Source organism: Achromobacter sp. (assembly GCF_032113835.1).
Taxonomy (GTDB): domain Bacteria; phylum Pseudomonadota; class Gammaproteobacteria; order Burkholderiales; family Burkholderiaceae_B; genus Achromobacter.
The window spans coordinates 1-25081 of record NZ_DAMCTG010000080.1; the positions used below are offsets into that span (position 1 = coordinate 1).

Annotated in this window: 19 protein-coding genes; 10 read left to right on the forward strand and 9 right to left on the reverse strand. The window is 67.2% G+C overall.

The genetic code is table 11. The features are described from left to right. Window positions 1-118 precede the first annotated feature (118 nt). Window positions 119-2812 (forward strand): LuxR C-terminal-related transcriptional regulator, encoded by a 2694-nt coding sequence (locus tag RT697_RS21755; protein WP_313701703.1) that lies wholly within the window; start codon window positions 119-121, stop codon window positions 2810-2812. Between the two features lie 16 nt (window positions 2813-2828). Here the strand turns inward: RT697_RS21755 and RT697_RS21760 are convergent, their stop codons facing one another. Together RT697_RS21760 and RT697_RS21765 are read right to left on the reverse strand one after the other, a co-directional pair. After that, on the reverse strand, window positions 2829-3740 hold the full coding sequence (locus RT697_RS21760) for a DUF4261 domain-containing protein (RefSeq protein ID WP_313701705.1): 912 nt from the start codon (window positions 3738-3740) through the stop codon (window positions 2829-2831). 97 nt (window positions 3741-3837) lie between these two features. Next, window positions 3838-4740: a LysR substrate-binding domain-containing protein gene (locus RT697_RS21765; protein ID WP_313701706.1), complete on the reverse strand. Its 903-nt coding sequence runs from the start codon at window positions 4738-4740 to the stop codon at window positions 3838-3840. Between the two features lie 122 nt (window positions 4741-4862). On the opposite strand from RT697_RS21765, the gene dkgB reads away from it, so the two are divergent. Together dkgB and RT697_RS21775 are read left to right on the forward strand one after the other, a co-directional pair. Beyond that, on the forward strand, window positions 4863-5666 hold the full coding sequence (gene dkgB / locus RT697_RS21770; RefSeq protein WP_313701707.1) for a 2,5-didehydrogluconate reductase DkgB: 804 nt from the start codon (window positions 4863-4865) through the stop codon (window positions 5664-5666). Between the two features lie 3 nt (window positions 5667-5669). Next, complete coding sequence (locus tag RT697_RS21775; protein ID WP_313701708.1) at window positions 5670-6779, forward strand: alkene reductase; 1110 nt, start codon at window positions 5670-5672, stop codon at window positions 6777-6779. A gap of 73 nt (window positions 6780-6852) precedes the next feature. On the opposite strand, the gene RT697_RS21780 is transcribed toward RT697_RS21775, so the two are convergent. The 3 genes from RT697_RS21780 to RT697_RS21790 are packed head-to-tail and all read right to left on the reverse strand — an operon-like array spanning window position 6853 to window position 8668. Continuing rightward, a complete protein-coding gene (locus RT697_RS21780) occupies window positions 6853-7509 on the reverse strand; it encodes a DUF799 domain-containing protein (protein WP_313701710.1) in 657 nt (218 codons plus the stop codon). Beyond that, entirely contained in the window at window positions 7509-8030 is a 522-nt protein-coding gene (locus RT697_RS21785) for a DUF4810 domain-containing protein (RefSeq protein ID WP_313701711.1), read from the reverse strand. Before RT697_RS21785 ends, RT697_RS21780 begins: the two co-directional genes overlap by 1 nt. An 11-nt stretch (window positions 8031-8041) precedes the next feature. Beyond that, entirely contained in the window at window positions 8042-8668 is a 627-nt protein-coding gene (locus RT697_RS21790; protein ID WP_313701727.1) for a CsgG/HfaB family protein, read from the reverse strand. A 414-nt stretch (window positions 8669-9082) separates the two neighbouring features. Here RT697_RS21790 and RT697_RS21795 point away from each other — a divergent pair, with 414 nt between their 5' ends. The 6 genes from RT697_RS21795 (at window position 9083) to RT697_RS21820 (ending at window position 20849) form a co-directional block, all read left to right on the forward strand. Next, complete coding sequence (locus tag RT697_RS21795) at window positions 9083-10387, forward strand: chloride channel protein (protein WP_313701713.1); 1305 nt, start codon at window positions 9083-9085, stop codon at window positions 10385-10387. Between the two features lie 15 nt (window positions 10388-10402). Continuing rightward, window positions 10403-12670, forward strand: coding sequence for an FdhF/YdeP family oxidoreductase (locus RT697_RS21800; protein ID WP_313701714.1), 2268 nt, complete (start codon window positions 10403-10405; stop codon window positions 12668-12670). Window positions 12671-12898: 228 nt separating this feature from the next. Next, window positions 12899-14920, forward strand: coding sequence for a C1 family peptidase (locus RT697_RS21805; protein WP_313701716.1), 2022 nt, complete (start codon window positions 12899-12901; stop codon window positions 14918-14920). Between the two features lie 22 nt (window positions 14921-14942). Next, a complete protein-coding gene (locus RT697_RS21810; RefSeq protein WP_313701718.1) occupies window positions 14943-17768 on the forward strand; it encodes a PAS domain-containing protein in 2826 nt (941 codons plus the stop codon). A 26-nt stretch (window positions 17769-17794) separates the two neighbouring features. Then, on the forward strand, window positions 17795-19459 hold the full coding sequence (locus RT697_RS21815; protein WP_313701719.1) for a CHAT domain-containing protein: 1665 nt from the start codon (window positions 17795-17797) through the stop codon (window positions 19457-19459). Between the two features lie 58 nt (window positions 19460-19517). Beyond that, the gene (locus RT697_RS21820; protein WP_313701720.1) at window positions 19518-20849 is read left to right on the forward strand and encodes a hypothetical protein; all 1332 of its coding nucleotides are present in this window, start codon (window positions 19518-19520) and stop codon (window positions 20847-20849) included. Window positions 20850-20862: 13 nt separating this feature from the next. Here RT697_RS21820 and RT697_RS21825 read toward each other — a convergent pair whose 3' ends face one another. From RT697_RS21825 to RT697_RS21835, 3 genes are all read right to left on the reverse strand, one after another. Continuing rightward, window positions 20863-21639 carry a fused MFS/spermidine synthase gene (locus RT697_RS21825; RefSeq protein ID WP_313701721.1) on the reverse strand — a complete coding sequence of 259 codons (777 nt, stop codon included), beginning with the start codon at window positions 21637-21639 and terminating at the stop codon, window positions 20863-20865. 113 nt (window positions 21640-21752) lie between these two features. Beyond that, a complete protein-coding gene (locus tag RT697_RS21830) occupies window positions 21753-22172 on the reverse strand; it encodes a universal stress protein (protein ID WP_313701722.1) in 420 nt (139 codons plus the stop codon). Between the two features lie 14 nt (window positions 22173-22186). After that, entirely contained in the window at window positions 22187-23179 is a 993-nt protein-coding gene (locus RT697_RS21835; protein ID WP_313701724.1) for a TerC family protein, read from the reverse strand. A gap of 146 nt (window positions 23180-23325) precedes the next feature. On the opposite strand from RT697_RS21835, the gene nhaR reads away from it, so the two are divergent. Then, entirely contained in the window at window positions 23326-24234 is a 909-nt protein-coding gene (gene nhaR, locus RT697_RS21840) for a transcriptional activator NhaR (RefSeq protein WP_313701725.1), read from the forward strand. A 66-nt stretch (window positions 24235-24300) separates the two neighbouring features. Here nhaR and RT697_RS21845 read toward each other — a convergent pair whose 3' ends face one another. Next, window positions 24301-24801, reverse strand: coding sequence for a DUF2501 domain-containing protein (locus tag RT697_RS21845; protein ID WP_313701726.1), 501 nt, complete (start codon window positions 24799-24801; stop codon window positions 24301-24303). Between the last annotated feature and the right edge of the window lie 280 nt (window positions 24802-25081).

The following is a 25081-nucleotide window of genomic DNA, read 5'->3' on the forward strand; positions in this document are numbered from 1 at the left end:
CGTCCTTTTGTATCGTAGGCACGCGATTTCGCCTTCGTCCAAAGCGACGATTTTTCGCGCGCATCGCGGGTTTTCCCGCAACGATCTCCGCAAACGGCAGTCCCTGAACAGGAAGTCCATGCGTCATTCGTTCTCGATGGAACACGCGCTGGCCAGCGGCAAGCTCAATGCCCCGACCGCGCATGGCGACCATGTCGCCCGGCGCGCGCTGTGCGAGGCGATCTGCCGTCCGGAAGGCCCCAAGGTGGTGGTGGCGCGCGGTCCCGCGGGCTACGGCAAGACCACGTTGCTGGCGCAATGCCAGGCGCGCCTGCAAAGCACGCCGATGCGCACTGCCTGGTTGACGCTGGACCGCGCCGACAACGACCTCCCGCGCTTTCTGCGTTGCCTGATGGCGGCGCTGGGTGCGCTGTCCGGCGATGCAAGCCCCGCGTTCGCGGCGCAGGAATCCGAAGACACGCTGGCGCTGGCGCTGGTCGAAGCCGTGGCCTCGCACGAGGCGCCGTTCGCGCTGGTGCTCGACGAGTTCGAAGCCATCACCGCCCCCGCGGTGCTGGATCTGGTGCAGGACCTGATCGGGCGCCTGCCCGCGCATGGCCGGTTGCTGATCGGTTCGCGGCACACGCCCGGACTGGCGCTGGGCCGGCTGCGCGCGGCCAATCAGTTGCTGGAAATCGACGCCGCGCAACTGTGCTTTTCGGTGGACGAGGCCACGCAGTTCTTCGCGCGCCGTCAGCCCTTGCTGACCCCCGCCGAGGTCGAACTGCTGCATCGCAAGACCGAGGGCTGGGCGGCGGCGTTGTGCCTGGCGTCCGCCTCGCTCGCGCGGCAACCGTCCGCCGCCGCGTTCATCGAACGTTTCTCCGGCAGCGACCAGTCCGTGGCCGACTATCTGGCGCAGGACGTGCTGGCCAGCCAGACGCCCGCGCTGCGCCGCTTCCTGCTGCGCACCAGCATTCTCAAGCAGCTCAGCGCGCCGCTGTGCCAGGCGCTCGTGCCCGAGCTGGATTGCGCGGACCTGCTGCAGCAGCTGGAAGACGGCCACGTGCTGCTCACGCGCACCGCCGCCGACGAGCGCCATTACCGCTATCACAGCCTGTTCGCCAGCTACCTGCAATCGCAGCTGCGCGCGCAGGCGCCCGGCGACATCGCGCACCTGCATCTTGCGGCCTCGCGCTGGTACGAGGCGCAGGGCCGGCCCGTACCCGCCATCGACCACGCCATCGACGGCGGCGACTTCGGCCGCGCGCTGGCGCTGTTGCAGACGCACGCCGAGCCGCTGCTGGCCGAAGGCCGGATGCGCCTGTTGTCGCGTTGGCTGGGCCAGCTTCCCGCTGCCGTGCTTGCCACGCGGCCGCTGCTGCAGGCCATGCAGGTATGGGCCACCTGTTTCACGCGCGGTCCCGGCGAGGCGTCCGCATTGATGGCGGACTTGAAGCTGGCCGGCAGCGCCGATCCCGCGGTGCAGGCGCACGTGCGCGCATTGCAACCCCTGCTGCTGTCGATGATGGATCGCCAGGAAGATGCCTACGCCTCGGGCCTGCCCAGCGTCGCCGCCCTGGGCGACGCGCTGTCGTTCACCGACACGGCGCTGGCCAACGCCATGGCCAACGTCAGCGCCGTGCTGGGCCGCTACCACGAGGCGCGCGCGCTGCTGGACACCGCGCGGCGCGCGCAAAGCCGCAGCGCCAGCACGTTCAACCTGATGTACTCCGAAGCGGTCGAAGGCATCATCGACCTGCAGGAAGGGCGCATGCGCCAGGCGGGCGCGCGCTTTCGGATGGCGGTGCGGGCCACGCGCAAGGGCGCCTATGGACAGGCCAACGGCAATGCCTGGGCCGGCGTGCTGTATGCCGCGTGGGTCTACGAGACCGGTGACCTCGCGCAGGCCGCGCGGCTGCTGCAGGTGTATGTGCCGCTGGGCCGCGACGTCGGACTGCCGGACCACCTGATCCTGGGCTACCTGATGCAGGCACGCGTGGCGTTTTATGAAGGCGATCCCGAACAGACCTTCTATCTGCTGGGCGAACTGGAATACCTGGGCCATCAGCGCGGCCTGCCGCGCATCGCGGCCAGCGCCCGTGTCGAGCGCGCGCGCGTGCTGCTGATGCAAGGCCATCCGCAGGCCGCGCGCGACGAACTGCTGCGCGCCGACGACGCCGACCTGTGGCGCCGCGTCGAAGAACTGCGTTTGCCGGCCAATGACCTTCTGTATCCGCGATTGGGACGGATGCGTTGCGCGGCCTATGACGGCGATCCCGCCGCCGCGCTGCGTGAACTGGATCAGGACATCGCAAAGGCATTGGCGGCGCGGCGCGTGCGGCGCGCGTACAAGCTTCAGTTGTTTCGCGCGGTGGCGCTGGCGCGCATGCAGGACGATGGTGCAGCAGCGGCGCAGCTTGCGCCGCTGCTGCAGACGGCGCAATCCGAAGGCCTGTGCCGCGTGCTGGTGGATGAGGGCGCGGCGCTGGCCGGCCTGCTGCAGCGCCATGCCGCGTCAGCGGCCGGCCATGCATGGCTGGCGTCAGAAGGCGCGCGTGAGTGGTGGCAGCGCTACCTGGCGCAGATCGGCCCATGTGCGTCGGCCCCGATCACGCCGGCCGCCGAGTCGCCATGCGCGGAAAGCCTTACGCCCAAGGAGCTGCGCGTGCTGCGCCTGTTGGCCGAGGGTCATTCCAACAGCGCCATCGCGCGGCAGCTCTTCGTTTCCGAGAGCACCGTGCGCACGCATCTGCGCCACCTGAACGTCAAGCTCAGTGCAGACAGCCGGACGCAGGCGGTGGCGCGGGCCCGCAGTGCGGGCCTGTTGTGACCAAGTCCGACCCGCCTTATTCCGGCGTGTTGATCTGATCCGCCGTGATGATCTCAGCCACCAGCACCTGCGCCGGACCGTCCAGGTAATACTCTTCCTTGGCCGGCTCGCGCAGCTTCATGTAGGCGTTCTCGCCGATCTGCATGGTGTGCCCGGCGGCCAGTTCGGCGCCGCTTTCCAGCATGTAGCTCATGATGTTGTTGAACATGGTCGAGTACATCTCGCCCTCGTCATGTCCCGTCGCCAGCGCCGCGAAATCCGGCAGGCCGAACGCATCGCCGCCATAGGTGCGCATCCACACGCCCTGCACGCCTTCCACGTCGTACTTCACGAAGCCGCAATACAGCATGTTCAGCGGCAACGTGCGCAGGAGGTCCATGCTTTCGTCGCCCAGCGACTCGTCGGCAAACACGCCGGCCGGCAGCGACGTATGCGCATGCTCGTTCAGCACCGCCAACGCCTTGAAACGCGCCAACGCGCCCGCCACCGCGGCCAGCGCCACGTACTGCTCCAGCGGATCGGTCTCGTAGCCCGCGTAGTACAGGATGATGTGGCTCACGTGCGCGCGAACCTCGTCCTTCACCGTGGCCGGATAGTGCGACGGCGCCACGCAGGTTTCCAGCGCGTCCTTGGGGTAGGGCGCATTGAAGCCCACCAGCCGCACGACGTGCTTGTCCCAGCCGGCCATGCCCAGGAACTCCGGCATGTCGGGCGCGATTTCGGCGCGGGCCTGTTGCATCGTCGGGTGATAGGCGCGCAGCGCATCGGTCAGCGCCGCCTCGGTAATCGCCAGCGGCGCGGCGAACAGGACCTGCAGGCTCAACGGCTGCGCGATGTCCGGATTCGCCAGCAGGGCGTTGGAATCCGTGGGATCGGCGGCGCCGGTGGGTGCTTCGTTGCGGCCGAAGAAACGGGAGAAGATGCTCATGCGTGTCCAAGGTGGGAAATAAAAACGGGGACAGTATAAGGACCCCACCGGCGCATGCATCGCCGAGGACGCCATTGGATACATCTTCGCTGGCCGGCTATTCCTCGAACCCGCGCGTCCCGACCGTCTCGACCACGAAATCAATGAAGGACTTGATGCGTGACGAGATCGCCGTGTTCCGGTAATACACCGCGTTGATCGGCTGCCGCACTTCCAGCAGCTGCTTGACGAACAGCGGCTGCAGCGCGCCGCTTGCGCGGTCGCCGCGCGTCATGAAGTCGGACAGGCACACGATGCCGCCATCGTTCAGCGCAAGCTGGCGCAGCGTCTCGCCGCTGTGCGCGCGCACCTGCGGCTTGATATGCACCGGCTGCCCGTCCGCATCCAGCAGCGGCCATTCGTTCAGCGGTTCCAGTTGGGCAAAGCCCAGCAGCACGTGCGAAGCCAGGTCCGCCGCACGGCGGGGCGTGCCGTGCCGCGCCAGATAGCCCGGACTCGCCAGCACGCGCACCCGGCTCGTGCCCAGCGCCACCGCGTGCAGCGACGAGTCCTTCAGCCGCCCGATGCGAAACGCCAGATCGGTGCGCCGCTCCAGCAGGTCGATGTTGCCTTCGTTGCTGGTGAGCTCCAGCTCCACCTGCGGATAGCGCTTGCGATAGGCCGGCACCAGCGGCGCGATGACGTGCAGCATGAAGGGTGATGCCGCATCCACGCGCAGGAGACCCGCGGGCTGGTTGCGGCGCAGGTTCATCAGCTCTTCGGCCTCCTCGACCGCCGCGATGATCCGCCGCGCCTGCTCCAGATAGGCCTTGCCTTCTTCGGTCAGCGCCAGCCGCCGGGTCGTGCGCCGCATGAGCGTGGTCTGCAGCTTTTCCTCAAGCCGGCTCATGGTGCGGCTGGTGGCGGAGATGGTCTGGCCCAGCACGTCGGCGGCGGCGGTGATCGAGCCGCTGTCCACGATGGCGATGAAGACCTGCATTTCGTCGAGAGTGGTTTTCATATTTGACGTTTTATCAAAAGTATTTCGCCGATACCGGTATTTTTCCGCAAGGATACGGCAGGCACACTACGTCCATTCCCGAACAACGCACGTTCGGCCACGCACACCCCCAGGAGTTTTACATGAGCATCCCCGCCTTTGGCGTCGGCACCTTCCGCCTGCAAGGCCAGACCGTCATCGATTCCGTGCGCAACGCGCTGGACGTCGGCTACCGCGCCATCGACACCGCGCAGATCTACGAGAACGAGGCCGAAGTCGGCCAGGCCATCGCCGAATCCAACGTGCCCCGCGAAGACCTGTTCATCACCACCAAGATCTGGGTGCCCAACTACGCGAAGGACAAGCTCGTCCCCAGCCTGAAGGACAGCCTGGCCAAGCTGCGCACCGACTACGTGGACCTGACGCTGATCCACTGGCCCGCGCCGGACAACGGCGTTTCCGTCGACGAATTCATGACCGCGCTGGCCGACGCCAAGGCGCAGGGCCTGACCCGCCAGATCGGCATTTCCAACTTCCCCATCGCGGAAACGCGCGCCGCCATCGCCGCCGTCGGCCGCGAAGCGATCGCCACCAACCAGATCGAGCTCAGCCCCTATCTGCAGAACCGCACGCTGACCGCCTTCCTGAAGGAACAGGGCATTCACGTCACCTCGTACATGACGCTGGCGTACGGCAAGGTGCTCAAGGATCCGGTCATCGGCCAGATCGCGCAGCGCCACGACGCCACGCCCGCGCAGGTCGCGCTGGCCTGGGCTCTGCAGCTGGGTTATGCCGTGATCCCGTCGTCCACCAAGCGCGACAACCTGGCCAGCAACCTGCTCGCCCAGGACCTGCGCCTGACGGACGAAGACATGGCGCAGATCGCCGCGCTGGAACGCAACGGCCGCGAAGTCAGCCCGGATGGGTTGGCCGCGGCGTGGGACTGAACCATGAACACCGCTGATCCGCTGTTCCAACCCCTGGCGCTGGGCAGCCTGACGCTGCCCAACCGCATCGTCATGCCGCCGATGACGCGTTCGCGCGCCACGCAGCCCGGCGATTACGCCAATGCGCTGATGGCGCGCTACTACGCGCAGCGCGCCGGCGCCGGCCTCATCGTCAGCGAAGGCACGTACATCTCGCCGATGGGCAAGGGCTATGCCGGCACGCCCGGTCTGTGCACCCCCGCCCAGGTGGCCGGCTGGCGCGGCGTAACCGACGCCGTCCACGCCGCCGGCGGCCGCATCTACGCGCAGCTCTGGCACGTGGGCCGGCTAAGCCACACCAGCCTGCTCGGCGGGCAGGCGCCAGTGTCGTCCTCTGCGATTCAAGCAGAGGGCGTCAACGTCTTCATCCAGAACGAAGACGGCAGCCCCAACTTCGTGCAGGCCTCGGCGCCGCGCGCGCTGTCGGTCACGGAGATCCAGGCCATCGTCGAGGAATACCGCCAGGCCGCGCGCAACGCGATCGCTGCCGGGTTTGACGGCGTGGAGCTGCACGCGGCCAACGGCTACCTGGTCAATCAGTTCCTGGATTCCGAGGCCAACAACCGCACCGACGCGTACGGCGGCTCGCTGGACAACCGCATCCGCTTTCTGGATGAAGTGGCGCGCGCGCTGGTTGAAACCCTGGGCGACCCGGCCCGCGTCGGCATCCGTCTGGCGCCCCTCACGACGCTAAACGGCTGCGTGGATGCGGACCCCGTCGCCACGTACACGGCCGCCGCCAAGCGACTGGGCGAGATCGGCGTGGGCTACATCCACATCGCCGAAGCGGACTGGGACGACGCCCCCGACATGCCGCTGTCTTTCAAGCAGGCGCTGCGCCGCGTGTATCCCGGCGTGCTGATCTATGCCGGCAAGTACACGGCCGAGCGCGCACGCGATGCCTTGCAAGCGGGCTGGGCGGATTTGATCGCCTTCGGCCGGCCGTTCGTGGCAAACCCCGACCTGCCCGACCGCCTGCGCAACGACGAACCGCTGGCCGAGCACGACAGGAACACGCTGTTTGGCGGCGATGCGCGCGGGTTGACGGACTATCCGGTGTTCGGGGCGCGGTAAATCCGCACGCCCCAAACAAAACCGCCCGCGCGCCAGAGTTGGCGCGCGGGCGGAAAGCCGTCATCCGGCGGGTTTACTGGGCTTCGTAGCGCGGCGAACGCGGCCCGTACAGCATGCCGCCGGGGGTGCCGGCGCTGAGCAGTTGGGCGTTCGTCATGCCGGCAACGCTGTAGCTGCGGTCCGTCAGGTTGTTGACCACCTGATCCACCACCGCCTGCACCAGCATGCCGATCAGGCCGCCGTTGCTGTTGTTGTTGGCATGCACCACCTGCTTGGAGCCGCTCCAGAGCTTGGCGCCGTTGCGAAGGTCGAGCAGTTCGGCGTCGATCGAGACCGTGACCGTGCTGGCCACGACCGCGTAGCTGGCGCCGTACTGCTTGACCGTCATGTACAACGCCGCATCGGCGCCGAAGATCTCGCGCAGCTTCACGGCGGGCAGCTCGTGGATGTCGTCGGGCGACGTCAGGCCGTTCTGCTTGAACGTTTCTTCCATGACGCCCACCGGAATCACGTAGTAGCCGGATTCGGCGAGCGGGAGCGTGGCCTGCGACAGCACGGCCGCAGTGGCCGCCACGTCCACCGACGTGTTCAGCGGCGGCAGCACCAGGATCGACGCCGGCTTGCTTTCGCGAAACGCGGTGTAATCGACGTTCTTTTGCGGCGGCGTCACGCAACCGGTCAGCAGCGCCACGACGGCCACGAGGCCGGCGCGCATGAGGTTGTTCATCATCACGATCCCTTCTTCAATGTGCCGGCCTCGGCGGGCGCGGCCGGTTCAGCGGCGGCGGGTTTGGCTGAGGCAGGCGAACCTGCGGCAGGCGACCCTGCGGCCGGTGTACCCGCGTCCGTCGCGGCAACGGTCTGCGGCTTGCCCACATTGCGCAGCAGGAAGTCCATGAAAGGCGCGGCTTCCGGGAAGGCCGCCTTCTCGCCCTGCATCTGCTCGACGCCCTTGTCGCCGTTGCCCATCTTCATGTAGAGCATCCCCAGATGCGCGCGGAATCCGGGCGGCAGCTCGGCGTTGGCCGCGCGCGCCGTCTCGATGTTCTTTTCCATGGCGAGCGTCTGGGTCGCGTAGTCGCCGCCATCATCCTTCAGATAGGAATAGACGGAGCCCTGATAGGACTGCCAGCTGTACATGGACTTGGGCTGCTGCACGCAGGCCGACAGCACGCCGGCCAGGGCGGCGATCGCCAGTATGCGGCCCGCGCGCGCGGCGCCCGCGCGGCGATTATTGTTGTGAGTGATCATGCGGGCCTCTCTCAGTTGCGGGCGGGCTGCCAGGCGCCCTGTTCGATACCGTCGACCAGGCGGTCCACGGCTTCACGGATGGCCAGGTCCAGCACCTTGCCGTTCAGCGTGGAGTCGTAGCCGGCGGTGCCGCCAAAGCCCACGACTTCGCGGTTGGACAGGCTGTATTCACCGGCGCCCGAGGCGGAATAGACCACTTCCGACGTCGTGGCATCCACCACGTTCAGGTCGACCTTGGCGTAGGCCACCTGTTCCTTGCCGCGGCCCAGGATGCCGAACAGTTGCTGGTCGCCGGTGACCTTGCGGCCGAAGGCGGTGACGTCGCCGGTGACGACGTAGCGCGCGCCCTTGATCTGGGCGGCCTTCTTGTTGAACGCGGCCTCCTGGGCGATTTCGGACAGGTTGTCGCGGTCCATCACCTGGAAACGGCCGCTGCGCTGCAGGTGGCTGACCAGAATCGTCTTGGCCTGGCCGCCCAAGCGGTCCACGCCGTCCGAGAACACGCCGCGCAGGTAGTTGGTGCGGTTGTCGAACTTGCCGACGGAAATGGGGCTGCGCACGCCCGCGTACGGCTTGCTGGCCGCCGCGACGGCCGGCACGGCCACGGCTTGGGAACGCTCGGTGGCGCAACCCGCCATCACCGCCGACAACAGCGTCAACACGCTGATCTTCACAACGGTGCTCAATTTCGTGCTCTTGTAAGGCGTCACTTCTTTACTCCCGGTACGCGTGGGTTATCGAGGACGGGACAGTAACAACGCCTCGAATCGGTTGAAATCGGACTGGGACTAAATCCTCGCTTTGGTGCGTGGCGCCCGCGTCCATCAAAAGGTGCGACAGTATAAAGTAATGAATTACTTGGATACTATTTGAAATAAAGAGGATTTTTGGCCGGTGTTTGATCGCCAACAAGGAAATTGGGGATGAATCCCTAACCAATAGGTATGGGTTTTGGAGGGAAAGTGGCCGTTTTGACAGGATCGGCCCCTACACTGCCTCATCGCAATGCGCCCCGCCGCGTCGGCGCGCGAAACGACGGGAGCCCCTCCTGTATGAACGATCCAACGCCCGATGATCCCTCCTGGCTGCGCCCGCGGTTTCTGCTCGCGGTAGTCCTGACCGGCCTGTTCGCGGGTCTGGGCGGCATGCTGCTCGGCATGCTGCTGCACGCCGTCCAGCACCTGGCCTACGGCTACGGCGGCGGCCACATCGTCAGTCACGAATCCTTTCTCGAAGGCGTGCAGGCGGCCAGCGGCCCGCGCCGCGTGCTGGCGCTGGTGCTGTGCGGCCTGGCGGCCGGCGGCGGATGGTGGCTGATCTATCGCTATGGGCGTCCCCTGGTCAGCGTCAAGAAGGCGGTGTCGGACCCCACGCAAGCCATGCCCCCCGCGACGACGATGGCGCACGCCATCCTGCAGATCGTGACCGTCGGGCTGGGCTCGCCGCTGGGACGCGAGGTGGCGCCGCGCGAAGTCGGCGCGCTGGCGGGCGGCCGGTTGGCCGCGCTGCTGCGGCTGCCGCCCGCGCAGCACCGGATCGTCATCGCCTGTGGCGCCGGCGCGGGCCTGGCTGCCGTCTATAACGTGCCGCTCGGCGCGGCGCTGTTCGTGCTGGAAGTGTTGCTGGGCTCGTTCGCCTGGCCCGCCGTCGTGGCGGCGCTCATCGCCTGCTGCATCGGCGCGGTGGTGGCGTGGGCAGGCCTGGGCAACGACATCCAGTACGCCGTGCCCGCCATGCAGATCAGCGCAAGCCTGGTCGTCTGGGCCATCGTTGCCGGCCCGCTGTTCGGCTGCGCGGCCCACGGTTTTCAGCGGCTGACCGCCGCGGCGCGCGCCAAGGCGGCCCGGGGCTGGCAACTGCCCGTGGCCTGCCTGATCAATTTCACGCTGATCGGTCTGCTGGCGATCTATCTGCCCGCGCTGCTGGGCAACGGCAAAGGCCCGGCGCAACTGAGTTTCGACAATGAACTGACCATCGCCCTGGCCGCCACGCTGGCCGTGATGAAGGTGGTGGTGGTCGCCTGCACGCTGCGCGCGGGCGCGGAGGGCGGTCTGCTCACCCCCGCCATCGCCGTCGGCGCATCGCTGGCCGTCGTGCTGGGCGGCCTGTGGACCATGGCCTGGCCCGACTCGCCGCCCGGCGCGTTTGCAGTCGTGGGCGCCGCCGCCTTTCTGGCTTCGTCGATGCGCATGCCGCTGACCGCGGTCGTGCTGATCCTGGAATTCACCCGGGTCGACCAGGCCTTTCTTGTTCCCATCATCGTGGCGGTGGCCGGCTCGGTGCTGACCAGCCGCTACTGCGCCGCCCGCGGCGCGCGGCTCGCCGCCGCCCCCGCCGCCGCGCGCACCGCTTCCTGAATTCCGGAGACCCGCATGTCCCAAGGCAAACCCATTGGCATCCACCGCTACGACGCTCCGGCGGGCGGCTGGGGCGCCCTGAAGGCGACCGCGCAGGCGGTGGCCAACCAGATGCGCATTGCCGAAGCGCCCGTGCTGCTGTTGCGCACCAACAAGCCCGACGGGTTCGATTGCCCCGGCTGCGCCTGGCCCGACAAGGCGCATACGTCCACATTCCAGTTCTGCGAGAACGGCGCAAAGGCCGTCACGTGGGAAGCCACCCGCAAGCGCGTGACGCCCGAGTTCTTTGCCGCGCACACGGTGACCGAACTGCTGACCTGGACCGATCACGATCTGGAGAACGCGGGCCGCCTGACGCATCCGCTCGTCTACGACGCCGCCAGCGACACCTATCAGCCCATCGAATGGGACGCCGCGTTCGCGCGCATCGGCCAGACGCTTGCCGGCCTGCCGGACCCGGACATGGCCGAGTTCTATACGTCGGGCCGCGCGTCCAACGAAGCCGCGTTCCTCTTCAGCCTGTACGCCCGCGAATTCGGCACCAACAATTTCCCCGATTGCTCCAACATGTGCCACGAGGCCACCAGCGTCGGACTGCCCGAGGCCATCGGCATCGGCAAGGGCACGGTGTCGCTGGACGACTTCGACAAGTGCGACCTGATCATCTCGATGGGACACAACCCCGGCACGAACCATCCGCGCATGATGGGCACCCTGCACGAATGCGCGCGCCGCGGCGTGCCCATCATCGTGTTCAACCCGCTGCGCGAGCGCTCGCTGGAGCGCTTTGCCGATCCGCAGGACCCGATCGAGATGGGCACCTTCGGCTCCACGGCCATCGCCTCCACGTACTACCAGGTCAAGGTCGGCGGCGACGCCGCCGCGCTCAAGGGCATCATGAAGGCGCTGATGGACGCCGACCGCGACGGGCGCAACACGCTGGACCACAAATTCATCGCGCAGCACACGAACGGCTACGAGGCCTTCGCGCAGGACCTGGACGCCACGCGCTGGACCGATATCGAACAGGCCTGCGGCCTGCGCCGGCGCGACCTGGAGCTGGTGGCCGAGGCCTATGCGCGATCCAACGCCACCATCGTCACGTACGGCATGGGCATCACCCAGCACGAGAAAGGCACAAGCAACGTGCAGCAGATCGCCGCGCTGCTGCTGATGCGCGGCAACTTCGGCAAGCCGGGCGCGGGCATCTGTCCCCTGCGCGGGCACTCGAACGTGCAGGGCAACCGCACGGTCGGCATCACCGAGAAGATCGACAACACCATGTTCGACCACGTCGAACAGACCTTTGGCTTCCGGCCTCCCAACCGCACTGGCCATGATGCGGTCGAAGCCATGAAGGCGATGGCCGCGGGCCGCGCCAAGGTGTTGATCTGCCTGGGCGGCAATTTCGCGATCGCGCTGCCCGACACCGAAGCCTGCGAACGCGGCATGCGGCAGCTGGATCTGGCCGTGCATATGAACACCAAGCTGAACCGGTCACACCTGTTGATCGGCAAGCAGTCGATCATCCTGCCGGTGCTGGGCCGCACGGAAAGCGACGTGCAGGCGGGCGGCGCGCAGTCGGTCACGGTCGAGGATTCGATGTCGATGGTGCATGCCTCACGCGGCAAGCTGGTGCCCGCCTCACCGCACCTGCGTTCGGAGCCGGCCATCATCGCCGGCATGGCGCAGGCGACGCTGCCGCGCAGCCGGGTCAACTGGGCGCACCTGATCGAGGATTACGACCGCATCCGCGACCTGATCGAAAAGATCTATCCCGATTTCCGCGACTACAACGCACGCATCCGCATCCCGGGCGGCTTCCGGTTGCCGCTGCCGCCCACCGAACGCATCTGGAAGACGGCGTCGGGCAAGGCCGAATTCATTCCGTTCGCGGGCCTGCGCGAAGATCCGGATATCGTCGAAGGCAACATCCTGCGGCTCACCACGCTGCGCAGCCACGACCAGTACAACACCACCATCTACGGCCTGGACGACCGCTATCGCGGCGTGTTCGGCCGCCGCGACGTGCTGTTCATGAATGCCGCCGACCTGGCGCGCTACGGCATTGCGCACGGCGACGAGGTCGACATCATCACCAGCCTGCCCGGCCAGACGCACCGGCGGCTGCGGCTGACGGCGATACGGCACGACATCGCGGCGGGGTCGGTGGGCGCGTATTACCCCGAAGCCAACAATCTTTGCCCGCTGGATTACCAGGACGCGGCAAGCGGAACGCCGAGCTACAAGTCGATTCCGGTGCGGATTCAGAAGGCGGCGTGAACGTCGCGGCGGGCGTCCGGACGGCGGGGTGAACGCCACATCTCATCCGTCTGGATGAGCGCAATGGGGGCCGCATGATGCGTAAGCACCATTGCAGATTCAAGGATTAATACTTTCGGCTACTAGCAGTGCGGATGAGGTCCGCATATATATCCTGGAATGGGCGCCGCATCATCGTCGTCATGTCGTCTTGCCAAGACCACCGCGCCCGCTCCCAGGGGACTATCGATGGCGACCCGAAAGGCGGCAGCGCGCACAGCGGCCAAGCCCGCGGCAAAGAAGAAGACCAAGCGTGTGGAGCAGTCCTCCGCGGCGCCGGAAGATCCGGCCCCGAAAGCGCGCAAACGCCGCAAGCAGGACGACGCCCCGGCCGCGCGGCTCTTTGAGCGGTCCGCCAAACCCGACGCCTTCGACGCGCGCGACCTCCTGTTCCGGCCCAACATCTCCGTCACGCCCAAGGCGGAAATGATTCCCGTGATGGGACTGACGGTGAAGCACCAGGGCGAAACGTCGGCCTGCACCGGCTTTGCGCTGTCCACGGTGGTCGAATACCTGCTGCGCAAATCCGAGCGCGACTCGCGCCCCGCCATTTCCCCCTACATGCTGTATTCCATGGCCCGGCGCTACGATGAATTCCCCGGTTCGGTCGACGACAGCGGCTCCAGCCTGCGCGGCGCATTGAAGGGGTGGTTCCGGCATGGCGCCTGCGCACAGGGCCTGTTCCCCACCCTCGACATGCCGCCGGCCGCCAAGCGCCCCGAAGACGACTGGTGGCTGGACGCCGTGAAGCGGCCGCTGGGCGCCTATTACCGCATCGACACGCGCAGCATCGTGGAGATGCACGCCGCGCTGAACGAGGTCGGCATCCTGTACGCCAGCGCGGGCTGCCACGACGGCTGGGACGACGGCCACGGCGTGACTCCGCACGATGACGAACCCACGCCCGTCACACGGCCGTTCTGGGTCATTCCGACCACCGGCCAGGACATGGCGATGCAGGGTCACGCCTTCGTCATCGTCGGCTACACGCAGGACGGCTTTCTGATCCAGAACTCCTGGGGCGAGGAATGGGGCACGCACGGCATGGCGGTGCTGACCTATGACGACTGGCTGCGCAACGCGATGGACTGCTGGGTCGTGCAACTGGGCGTGGTCACGCACGAACACGAACGGATCGCCAACAGCATCAGCCTGCGCACCGAAGGACAGAAGGTGACGCTGGCCGCGGGCAAGGTACTGCGCGACCGAGAGCTCACGCCCTTCATCGTCAACGTCGGCAACAACGGCAAGCTCAGCAATAGCGGGGCCTTTCGCACCACGCCTGATGACCTGCGCGCCATCGTGGACGTGCATATGAGCGAGGCGCGCGAGCGCTGGAACCTGAAGGACAAGCCGATGGACGTCTGCGTCTACGCGCACGGCGGCCTCGTCGGAGAAGCGGCGGCGGCAGAGGCCGCCGCCGAATGGATACCCCTGCTCTACGACAATCAGATCTTCCCCGTCTTCCTGATGTGGGAGACGGACTTCATCAGCACGGTGAAGAACATCATCCGCGACGCGGCGAGCGATGTGCCGCGCACCACCGGCGGCATCGGCGAGCGGCTGGAACGCTGGTGGAACCAGCGGCTTGAACGCTGGTTGGCGCGCCCCGGCACGGTGATCTGGGGCGAGATGAAGCAGAACGCCGAAGCCATGAGCGAGGCGGCCATCAATGGCGGCGAAGAGGCCGCGATGATCCTGCTGTACACGCACTTCAAGACGCATGTCGCGCGTGGCCGCGTGCGCCTGCACATCGTGGGCCATTCGGCGGGCGCCATCGTCGCCAGCCACTTCGTCAGGCGCCTGACGGCCGACGGCGGGGAGCTGGAGTCGCTAAGCCTGATGGCGCCAGCCGTCACGATGAAGACCTTCAAGGACCTGGTCGTGCCACACCTGGGCAGCCGCGTGAAACGCTACCAGCAGTTCCATCTGTCGGATCGCGCCGAGGAAGACGACCCGACCTGCGGACCTTACCGGCGCTCGCTGCTGTACCTGGTCAGCGAGTCGTTCGAAGGCGGCACCACCACACCGCTGCTGGGCATGGAACGGTACTTTCGCGAGGCCGCCATCCCGTGCGATGCGGTCCACGTCTCGCCGGCCGGCAGCCCGTCCGCCACCGCCCGCGTCGTGCCGGTGGCCTCCAGCACGCACGGCGGCTTCGACAACGACAAGGGCACGCAACAGCAGGTCATCGCGTTCATCAAGCGGTGACGGCGGGTAAAGAGGTCTTGTCATGACAGAGATGGAGCCGGAACCCTATCGCGACACGCCGACGCTTCCCCGGGACGCGGCACTGCGCGAGTTTTCCCTTTCTGGCGAGCCCGGGGAGGTAGCGCGCGTGCTGTCCCGGGTCGGCGTGCCTTGCCTCGTGCTGGCCGCCACCGGCGAGATCATGGCAGCCAGCAGCGTCCTGCCGCTGGCGCGCGATGCGCTCGCCGGCCGCCTGGCCAGCCAGGTCTACGGTCTTGCCAAGCCGCTGCGCATGGGCGACGGCGCCGTCGACGTCGTGTATCGGGGCGCCGGCGGCGCGCGCGTGCCCGCGCAGCTCATCCCGCTGTGCACGTTGGACAGCGGCGAACTCATCGTGCTGGTCAATGACGGCACGCCGTTCCGCGAGGCCGAGGCCCACCGGTTCGCGCGCACGCCCTACGCGGTATTCCGGCTGGACATGCAGGGTGTGATCCGCTTTGCCAACCCCGAGGCGGCGCGCACGCTGGGCCTGCCGCGCGACGCGCTGTGCGGCACCCGGCTCGCGGCGCATTTCCGGCCGTCCGACGGCGGCCCGGTGCAACGCGCCATCGTGCGTTGCATGGAAGACACGGAAGGCGATGCCATGGTCGCGGTCACCATCGCCATCCCCGTTCCGGACGACGCCGACCGGCAGTTCGAGCTGGTCATGACGCCCGATCCCGCGCCCAACGGCCAGCTGCTGGGCGTGATTGCCGTGATCCAGTCGCGCACACTGGAGTCCGTCCGCGACGAGATCCGGCGCATCGCGCTGGACCCGGCGATCGGCGGCTGGCGCGCGAAGCTGGACCGCATCCTGGAGCAGATCCGGCGTCTCATCCCGTTCGAACACGCGGTGTTCGGCATCTACGGCAACGACGTGTCGCTGTTTCGCGCGATCGCCGTGCGCCCTGAGGGGGTGGAACTGTGGCCCGCGCGCTGGATGGACCTGCCGCCGACGATACGTGCGTTCCTGGACTCCGGCCGAACGTGGGTCGACAAGATCGGCGCGTTCGTCCGGAAGAACATGCCGGAGCCCGGCAATGAGGTCGTGCGCTGCTACCAGGACCTGGGCATCGAGGCCTCGGTCACGCTGCCCGTGACGCGCGCAGATGGCTACAGCTCGGCGCTCAGCCTGTGCTCGCGGCAGCCGGGCGCGTATGGCGAGCGGCATCTGGAGATGCTGCGCACCCTGGACCTCGAGCCCGTGCTGATGCGCTTTGAAAAGGAACGCGACGACGAGCGCGCCGAATTCGCGGATTCGCTGCGACGCAAGGTAATGGCCGCTGCCTCGCTGCGCCAGGCCGCCGACGAGATCATCGTCCAGCTCGCGCAGCATTTCTCGTGGGACCATGTGGCGCTGTATCGCGTCAACCGCCAAGACAACCGGTTCGAGGTCGTCACGCAGCACAGCCTGGCGCCGGCCTACGCGCTACCGCCCGGTTACCAGCAACCCACCGACCAGGGCATGCTGGGCGCGACGCTGGCGCAGGGGCGCCTGCTGGCCGTGGACGACATCGGCAACCCCATCTACGCGCAGCACGGCTATGGCGGACCGAAGCGGCCGCTGCGCTCGGCCATGACCGTGCCCATCCACCTGAACGGTCGGATACGGTGGCTGCTGGACGTGGAATCGTCTGTCTCGCACGCCTTCAAGGGTCCGGATATCGACGACCTGCTGCAGATCATCGCGTCGCTGGAAGAGGGGCTGGCCCAGCACCTGCTCAACCAGACCAAGCAGAGTCTTATGGCGGAAACCGAGCAGGCCGTGGTGTTCGTGGGACGCGAGGGCGCCGTCATCGAGATGAACCGCGTGGCGACCGACATGCTGGGCGCGGAACCGCGGCGTGGACGCAGCCAGGCCGAGTCGCCGTCGATCACCGACTACGCCATCGTCGGCGACGAAGCGACGCTGGGCGTGTTGACCTCCACCTTTACCGTCAAGCGCGAGCGCATCGAGCTGCTGGACAGCACCGGCCAGCCGCGCTCCGTGCTGGCCACGCGGACCGACCTGGATCCCAGCCTGGACATGTCGATCTGGTTCTTCACCGACATCGCGGATCTGGGCTGGGCGCGCGACCTGCGCTACCTGCGCGAGACCGTGGCCGAAGTGGCCCGGCAGACGCGCACCTCGTTGTCGCTGGCGTGCAGCCTGACCTCGCAGACCGTGCTGTTGCACGACGACGCCCGCCAGGGCACGCCGGCAGATGTCGTCGCGGCGCAGGCGCACGACCTGAGCCAGCGCATCGTGGCCGAGATCGGCAAGGCCGACATCACGTTCGAGCGGCTGGCCAGCGCCAGCGAATCGCGGCGCCGCACGCGCGCCACGCACAGCGATGTGGAACTGGGCGCGCGCCTGCAGGAGGTGGTGACCGCCTTGCCCGCGCGCGACCAGCGCCGCATCGCATTCGCGAACCACACGGCCTCGCGTGACGGCCCGACCGTGTCCGGCGATGCGCAGGCGCTGGCCGCGGCGTTCCGGTCGATGATCGATTACCTGCTGCGCTGCCGCAATGCGGATGACGCCCGCGTCACGGTCGACCTGGACACCGGGCCGGACGGCTGCGAGATCCGCTTTGCCCTGAGCGAGGAGCAGGTGTGGGAGTCCGACCCGCCGGTGCACGCCGTGCCAGACGATGCCCTGCTCAACGCCGAGCGCGCGGCGCACGACGGCGCCAGCATCGCCATCACCCAGATCCAGGAAACGGTGATCGACCACGGCGGCGCGCTCGTCACCGACCCGCCGCTGTCGGATGCGCCGCCCCAGGCCTACGAGTCCGTCACGCCGCCGTGGCGCGCGTTCACGCTGATCCTGCCGCTGCGGGCCGGCTAGGCCATCGGGATCATGGAATCGCCATCATGGAACAGGACGCCGCCGGACCGAACTTCATTCTGCTGGCCAGCATGAACGACGAGCATGAGGACGACTGGGCCAACAACCTTGCCCAGCTGCATCGCTTCGTCCAGCAGTACCCCGCCATTGCACCGTTCGTGGGCGCCGAACTGCGCCGCCGCACATCGCTGGAAAGCGCCAAGACGCAGCTCGAATCGTGGGACCTGTCCACGCCGCGCATCGAGCCGCGGCTTGTCATCATCGACGCGCGGCTCGGCTCCACCGCCACCAAGCGCGCCAAGCCCGGCGCGGCGGCTGTGGAACTGCTGGAATGGATATCCAAGCGCACGCCGGTTCCCCTGCTGGTGCTGGCGGTCGACCCGCCCGAACTGGTGCAACGCTACGTGCTGGAGCGCCCCGAGGTCTTCATGTGGACCAACGATGCGAAAGCCGGCGTCAACAGCGGCGCCGAAGTCGCCACCGTGCTCACGTGCCTGACGCCCCTGGCGCCCAAGCGCCGGCGGCGGCTGATCATCCGCGTGGGCGAGCACTCGATCACCTACCGCATCCAGATGGGGCGGCACGAGTATTCGTCGCAGGACATGCCGTACAAGGAGCGCGACCGGATCTCGGCGCTGGTCGGGCGCATCGAAACCTTCAGCCCCTATCTTGGGGAGACGAAGGCGCCGCAATGGCTCAAGGACCTGAGCGGCGTGGGCGAGGACGTCTTCAGCGCCATGGTGACGCACAGCCTGGGCGCGCCGGTCGCCAAGCTGATCCAGCGGGCGCGCGACGAGGAAGTGTCGCCGGGCGCGGGGGCCTTCGCGGGGCTGGACCTGCGCTTCGAATTCAATCTGGCGAGCCAGGAGGTGTCGCGCCTGTTCAACCTGCCATTCGAGATGGGCCGCGAGTTCGGCGCCGACAGCGGGCGTTACCTGTGTCTGGAGCTGCCGATGGCGCGGCGCCTGCATCTGGAAGGCACGGCGCCCGCGCCGCGCTGGGAGCCGGACGCGCGCACGCCCGGCCAGCCAGTGCGCATGCTGTTCATGGACGCCAGTTCAGTGTTCGGCACCGTCACCTTCCGGCGCGAGGACGGCGGCCCCGCGCTGCCGGCGATGGAGTTCGGGCCGCTGCAATCCGTGGCCAAGGAGCGCGAGCACCTTGCCGAGCTGGCCGCGCGCGCGCCCGGGCACCTCATCATCGACCCCGTGCGCACCGCCGATGAAGCGGGGCTCGTGGGCGCGGATCTGCAACGCCGCATCGAGGAACGCCTGCGCACGGGCAACTACGACATCTTCCATTTCGCCGGCCACTCGGTCTCCGAAGGCGAAAGCACGATGCTGGTGCTGCCCGGCGAGGACGGCGAGGCCTGGCAGTTGTCCATCCGGCTGATCGGCCAATGGATGGAAGCGGGCAAATGCAAGCTGCTGGTGCTGTCTTCGTGCAGCGGCGCGTCGGTGCGCACCGCGCTGGAGGTCATGCGCGCCGGCGCGGCCGGCGTGCTGGCCTTTCGCTGGCAGGTGGAGGAAGAATCCTGCGCGCGCTACATCCAGCGCTTTTACGACGTGTACCTGGATGCGGCGCAGCCCAAGGACCTGGCGGAGGCCTACCGCTATGCGTGCAAGGCCGCGCAGGGCGATGCGGGCGACCTGCCGACGTGGGCATCGGCAATGGCCATCGTGCGCGACTGAGCGCGTGGCCGCCGCGTGCGCCTAGGCGCGGGCGATGGCCTCTGAGCAAGGAGCTGTCATGGACGGTTTATTCGGCATGCTGCGCGGCATTGGCGGCAAGGCGGCGGGCGGAGACGGCGCGGGCGCGCTGCTGCCGACCGTGCCTGCGGGACGCAACTTCTACGCGGAGATCGAGCCGCCCGGCGGCACGCCCGCGCTGGCCGCCGGCCTGGACGGCGCCGCCTTCTTGCCCGGCCAGTGCTACTTCAGCGTCCGGCTGGTCGAAATGCGCCTGTGCGACGCGGGCAACTATCTCAGCCAGTTCCTGCCGCTCTGCACGTTCTTTCTGCGCTACGGCGCGGACGGCGCGCGGCGCGAGATTCCGTACATCGTCGGCTACGACCTCATCCAGCAGGCGCTGGGAGCAGCCGCGCCGGACGCCGGGGCGCGCCGTGTGGCGTTTCGCGACGTCTATGTCGCGCGCAACGTTCCGTACGCCAGCGACGGGCTGGAGATGTATGCGGCGCTGTGCCGGTTTGCCGACAGCAGCCTGTCGCGCGGCATCCTGGATTTCGTGTCCACGGCGGTCACGATGCTGGGCGGCCCGGTGGGCGGCGCCATCGTCAAGACGGGCGAAAGCCTGCTCACGCCGCTGGCCAAGCTGTTCGGCACCGACGGCGTCAGCGTGCGCTTCGGCGTCTACGATGGCGACGCGCTGCGGCGCAGCGGCTACCGTGTGCTGGCAGGCGCGGACTCGCAGGACAAGCTGTCGGGGCTGCAACTCGTCGATGGCGTGCTGCACCGCCAGAGCGCGGCCGGCAAGCCGGAGCCAGTGAACGACGTGGACTATCTGGTGCTGGCCTTCGAGCAGCGCGCGACGCTGGGCGCGGACATGTTCGCCGCGGCCACGACGCTGCCGTTCCATCATCTGTGGAAGGACGTTTCCAAGGCGCTGATCGGCAACGACGCCACGGCCGCCAGCGCCGCGTATCAGTCCCTGTTGATCGCGGTGGCGGAATCGCCGTTGCTCATCGACGCGGACCGCTTCGCGCTGCTGACGGCCTATGCCGCGCAGCGCGGCGCGTGGGAAGCCGCCAGCGAGCGGTCGGGCCTGCGGACCCGCAGCGGCGGCAAAAGCCTGGCCACCGCAATGACCGACCGCGTCAACGCGCGGGGCAAGGCCGATCCGGTGGCGGAGTTGCTGAAGGCGGCCAAGAAACACATCACGCCGCCGCCCGTCGCGGCAGATGGGACGGGGCCTGCACTAACGGTGCTGGACGACGACGCCGTCGCGCAGACGGTGTCGAACCTGACGAAAACGCTCGGCGAAAAAGGTGGCGCGCCCGCGCCCGGCGCCCTGTCGCGTGCCTCCCGGGAGCTGCTGTCCATCATGCTGAGCGACCCGGCGTAGCGCGCTATCCGGATTAACGCAGCTCCAGCGTCGCCCCGATCACCCGCATCGTCGGCATCAACTGGCGCCACGCGTCCTTGGGCATCGTGGCGGGGCGCGTGAGTTGCGCGGCGGCCGGGTTGTCCAGCAGGTTGCCCTTGCACGCGAACACGATGCTGTTCGTCATGTCGTCGTCGACCACCTCGAACATCGACGATCCGAATGCGTCGCGCACACGGTCCAGGTATTCATGATGCATCGGGTGATTGACGTGGAAATTGATCACCAGGATACCGTCGTCGCGCAGGGCGCGATAACAGTCGGCGTAGAAGGCGGTGGAACACAGGGCGTCCGGAATGCCGCCGGCCACGAAGCCGTCCAGCAGGATCACGTCGGCGGCGTCCGCCAGCCCGGCAAGGTGCTGCGCCGCGTCGGCCTGGATGACCTGAAAACGCTCGCCGTCCGGCGGCACCATGAAGGCGTCGCGCAGCGCGATGACGGCGGGATCGATTTCCACTACCGTGGTGCGCGCGCCCGTCAGATAACGGTGGCAGAACTTGGGCAGCGATCCGCCGCCCAGGCCCACCATCAGGATGTCGGCCGGCGCCGGCTTGAACAGCACAAAGCCCATCATCATGCGCGTGTATTCGATCTCGAGCGCGTCGGGGTTCAGCAGCGACATGCTGCTCTGGATCTCCTGCTGCGTGAAATGCAGGGTGCGCCGGGTGCCGGCGTTCTGGATGAAGGGCCGGTGCGGGGCCGCCGGTTCGTCGGAAACGGGCGAATCGGCGGGAACGGGTACGTCGGACATGGCGCAGGGAGCAAAGCGAAAGGTTCGCAGAAGATACCATTGCCGCGCCCCCGCAGCCCGCGCCGCGGGATCGCCGTGTCAGACAAGCCTGTGCTTCGAACCGTGCCGCCGCGTCAGACCAGCATCACCGGACAAGGGGAGTGCGCCAGGATCCGCCCGCTGACCGAGCCGCGGATGGCGTTGATCAGCGGGCTGTGATGATGCGAGCCGATCACGATCGCCCCGGCGTCGATCTGCTTCGCATACTCGACGATCTTCTCCGGCGTGAAGCCGACGAACTCGTGACATTCGTGGCCGACGTTGGCGGCGCTCAGGATGCCGACCACCGACTGCATGGCCTTGCCGCTTTCCTCGTGGTGCCAGGCGGCGATGTCCGCCTTGTCGATGAAGGATTTGACGTCACCGCCCACGTCGGGCTCGCAATGCACCACGTGCACGACGAAGTCGCGGTTCAGCAGGGGACTTTCCACCAGAAATCGGGCCGCCGCATCGCTGTGCAGCGAGCCGTCGGTGGCAAGAATGATCGTGTTCATGGCAGACCTCCAGTTCATGACTTCCTGGCCTCTGAGCGCGCGGGCTTGTGCGCGCCCCTTCCGGGCATCACCCAGCTTGCGCCAACCGACGCCAGCAGGATTACGCCAACCACCCCAAGCGACCAATGCGTCGGCACGTGGACCCATTGTTCGGCAAGCATCTTGCCGCCAATGATGACCAGCACCGACGCCAGGCCGTACTTCAGATAATGAAACCGCGCCACCATGTCCGCCAGCAGGAAATACATTGCCCGCAGGCCCATGATGGCGAAGATATTGGATGTGAAGACGATGAACGGATCCGTCGTCACCGCGAAGATCGCCGGGATGCTGTCCACGGCAAACACCACGTCTGTCGCCTCGATCACGATCAACACCACGAACATCGGCGTCGCGTAGCGCAGCCCGTCGATGCGGACAAAGAACGACTGTCCGTGATAGTCCTTGGTGATCCGCATGGTGGACCGCAGAAAGCGCACCAGCGGATTGCGCGCGATGTCCGGCTGGCGGCCCGCGGTGAACAGCATCTTCAGGCCCGTGAAGATCAGGAAGGCGCCCAGCACATAGAACAGCCACGCGAACTGGGACAGCAGCCACACGCCTGCCAGGATCATGCTGATCCGCATGACGATGGCGCCCAGCACGCCATACAGCAGCACGCGCCGCTGCAGCTCCAGCGGCACGGCGAAGTACGTGAAGATCAGCGAGAAGACGAACATGTTGTCCACGGACAGGGACAGTTCGATGAGGTAGCCGGTGTAGAACTCCAGCGCCTTCTGATGCGCGACGGCCCGGCCCAGCGTGGCGTCCAGATACCACCACATCAGGCCGCCGAACAGCGTGGCAAGCGTCATCCACGCCGCCACCCAGCACAGCGCCTCGCGCGAGGACACGCGATGCGCGCGGCGCCCGCCGAACGCATACAGATCCACCGCCAGCACGAGCAGCACGAATCCCACGAACCCCACCCACATCGGCAGCGTTGCAAAGGTTTCGACCCGGTTCATGAGGCGCCTCCTTCCATCGCGCCGCATGCGCCGCGCAATGGGAAAACGGGTACTGCAATCGCACGAGGCCAGTCTAGTGCGGGGCGATTCCTCCAACAATCCGCATTATGATGACCCGATAGTCAGATTTTTTGGATTGATCAGCCATGGTCACTCTCAACTACAAGCATCTGCGCTATTTCTGGACGGTGGCCAAGGCGGGCAGCATTGCCCGCGCGGCGCAGCAGCTGCAGCGCACCCCGCAATCGATCAGCGGTCAGATCCAGGAACTTGAATCCACGCTCGGCACGGAGCTATTCCGGCGCGCCGGACGCGGTCTGGAACTGACTGACGTGGGCCGCCACGCGCTGCTGTATGCGGACCGCATTTTCACGATGGGCGACGAACTGCTGGACGACCTGCGCGAGCGTCCCGCGCGGCGCGCGCTGGAATTCAAGGTGGGGGTGGCAGAGGGCATGCCCAAGGCCATGGTGTACCGGATGATCGAACCGGCATTGCATCTGGACCAGGACGTGCGGCTGATCTGCCGCGAAGGGCGGCTGCCGTTTCTGCTGGCGGATCTGGCGGTGCATCGCTTCGACATGGTGATCGCGGATCGGCCGATGCCGAACAATCTGAACGTGCGGGGGTTCAGCCATTTGCTGGGGGAATGCGGGCTGACATTCTTTGGGTCGCCGTCGTTGCTGGATAGCCTGCCGGGGACATTTCCGGCGCTGCTGGACCAGGCGCCGTTTCTGTTGCCGGGCGAAGACGCCGCGATTCGTCCGCGGCTCTTGCAATGGTTCGATGAGCACGATATCCGGCCGCGCATCGTGGGCGAATTCGACGACAGCGCGCTGATGAATTCATTCGGGCAGACGGGAACGGGCGTGTTCGTGGCGCCGACGGCGACGGCGGCGTATCTGTGCAAGCAGTACCGGGTGCGGGCCATCGGGCACGCGGAGGCGGTGAAGGAACAGTTCTACGCGATCACGACGGACCAGCGGCTGGAGCACCCGGCGGTGGTGGCGTTGAGCCGCGCGGCGCGGGAGGATATTTTTGGGGCGGCGAAGTAGCGGCGGCTCAGGCGGGGCAAGGGAGCAACGGCGGGCGCGGGATGGCGCGCCGCTGCGGGCGCCCGACTACAGGAACGACTTCGCGTGCTTGAGGACTTGATCGCACGCCTTGCGGGTCAGCTCCTCTTTCAGCCCGCCGCCGCTCAGGTCGACCGATTTGCCGTCGCTGCCGTTGAGCATGCCTTGCAGGCCGGCCAGGTATCCCGAGTCCGATTTGGCCTTTTGCGTCGAGCCGCCTCCAATCTTGCCCATGAGCTTGTCTTTCAGAGCCTCTGCATCGCCACCGGCGAGGTAGTTGTTCTTCATGCAGAATTCGAGCACGCCGGCAGCGTTGCCGGCCGATGCGGGGGTCAGCGAGGACAGGGACAGGTTGTTGCCGAGGCCCTGGAGGATGCCGCCTTGGGCTGAACCGCTTTGGGTTGCACTGCCTTGGGTTGCGCTGCTTTTGCCCGCGCCCTCCATCTGTCCCTTTACGGCATCCAGCCACTGCGCGCTGGCGGCGCCTGCGTAGCACTGCGCCGCGATTAGGGCTGCGGCGATGGCTAGGTGGCGGAAAGGGGTTTTCATGACTTGCTCCTGGTGCGGTGGTGAGTGCGGCCATCGTAGCGGCGCGTTGGTGCGGATCGGCGCGTGGGCGGGGCGTGTAATGCGACAAATGATGTGTGTTTTGGCGACGTGCTCCGTGGGGCCGTAGCAATTGCATTCGTAACGTCACGGCTTTGATACCGGTGGGATGATCTAGGTGTCTGACACCCGTTGAGATGGTGCTTCGCGCTGGTGATTATTTTTCTTGGGTGTCTGACACCGGCCCTCGAGGCGATAGTCTCCGTAGGTCGCCCGACGCCGC

Excerpts from the sequence above, each read along its gene's own strand:
- RT697_RS21755 (WP_313701703.1), top strand. The coding sequence starts at position 119 with ATGCGTCATTCGTTCTCGATGGAACACGCGCTGGCCAGCGGCAAGCTC.
- RT697_RS21760 (WP_313701705.1), bottom strand. The coding sequence starts at position 3,740 with ATGAGCATCTTCTCCCGTTTCTTCGGCCGCAACGAAGCACCCACCGGC.
- RT697_RS21765 (WP_313701706.1), bottom strand. The coding sequence starts at position 4,740 with ATGAAAACCACTCTCGACGAAATGCAGGTCTTCATCGCCATCGTGGAC.
- dkgB (WP_313701707.1), top strand. The coding sequence starts at position 4,863 with ATGAGCATCCCCGCCTTTGGCGTCGGCACCTTCCGCCTGCAAGGCCAG.
- RT697_RS21775 (WP_313701708.1), top strand. The coding sequence starts at position 5,670 with ATGAACACCGCTGATCCGCTGTTCCAACCCCTGGCGCTGGGCAGCCTG.
- RT697_RS21780 (WP_313701710.1), bottom strand. The coding sequence starts at position 7,509 with ATGATGAACAACCTCATGCGCGCCGGCCTCGTGGCCGTCGTGGCGCTG.
- RT697_RS21785 (WP_313701711.1), bottom strand. The coding sequence starts at position 8,030 with ATGATCACTCACAACAATAATCGCCGCGCGGGCGCCGCGCGCGCGGGC.
- RT697_RS21790 (WP_313701727.1), bottom strand. The coding sequence starts at position 8,668 with ATGGCGGGTTGCGCCACCGAGCGTTCCCAAGCCGTGGCCGTGCCGGCC.
- RT697_RS21795 (WP_313701713.1), top strand. The coding sequence starts at position 9,083 with ATGAACGATCCAACGCCCGATGATCCCTCCTGGCTGCGCCCGCGGTTT.
- RT697_RS21800 (WP_313701714.1), top strand. The coding sequence starts at position 10,403 with ATGTCCCAAGGCAAACCCATTGGCATCCACCGCTACGACGCTCCGGCG.
- RT697_RS21805 (WP_313701716.1), top strand. The coding sequence starts at position 12,899 with ATGGCGACCCGAAAGGCGGCAGCGCGCACAGCGGCCAAGCCCGCGGCA.
- RT697_RS21810 (WP_313701718.1), top strand. The coding sequence starts at position 14,943 with ATGACAGAGATGGAGCCGGAACCCTATCGCGACACGCCGACGCTTCCC.
- RT697_RS21815 (WP_313701719.1), top strand. The coding sequence starts at position 17,795 with ATGGAACAGGACGCCGCCGGACCGAACTTCATTCTGCTGGCCAGCATG.
- RT697_RS21820 (WP_313701720.1), top strand. The coding sequence starts at position 19,518 with ATGGACGGTTTATTCGGCATGCTGCGCGGCATTGGCGGCAAGGCGGCG.
- RT697_RS21825 (WP_313701721.1), bottom strand. The coding sequence starts at position 21,639 with ATGTCCGACGTACCCGTTCCCGCCGATTCGCCCGTTTCCGACGAACCG.
- RT697_RS21830 (WP_313701722.1), bottom strand. The coding sequence starts at position 22,172 with ATGAACACGATCATTCTTGCCACCGACGGCTCGCTGCACAGCGATGCG.
- RT697_RS21835 (WP_313701724.1), bottom strand. The coding sequence starts at position 23,179 with ATGAACCGGGTCGAAACCTTTGCAACGCTGCCGATGTGGGTGGGGTTC.
- nhaR (WP_313701725.1), top strand. The coding sequence starts at position 23,326 with ATGGTCACTCTCAACTACAAGCATCTGCGCTATTTCTGGACGGTGGCC.
- RT697_RS21845 (WP_313701726.1), bottom strand. The coding sequence starts at position 24,801 with ATGAAAACCCCTTTCCGCCACCTAGCCATCGCCGCAGCCCTAATCGCG.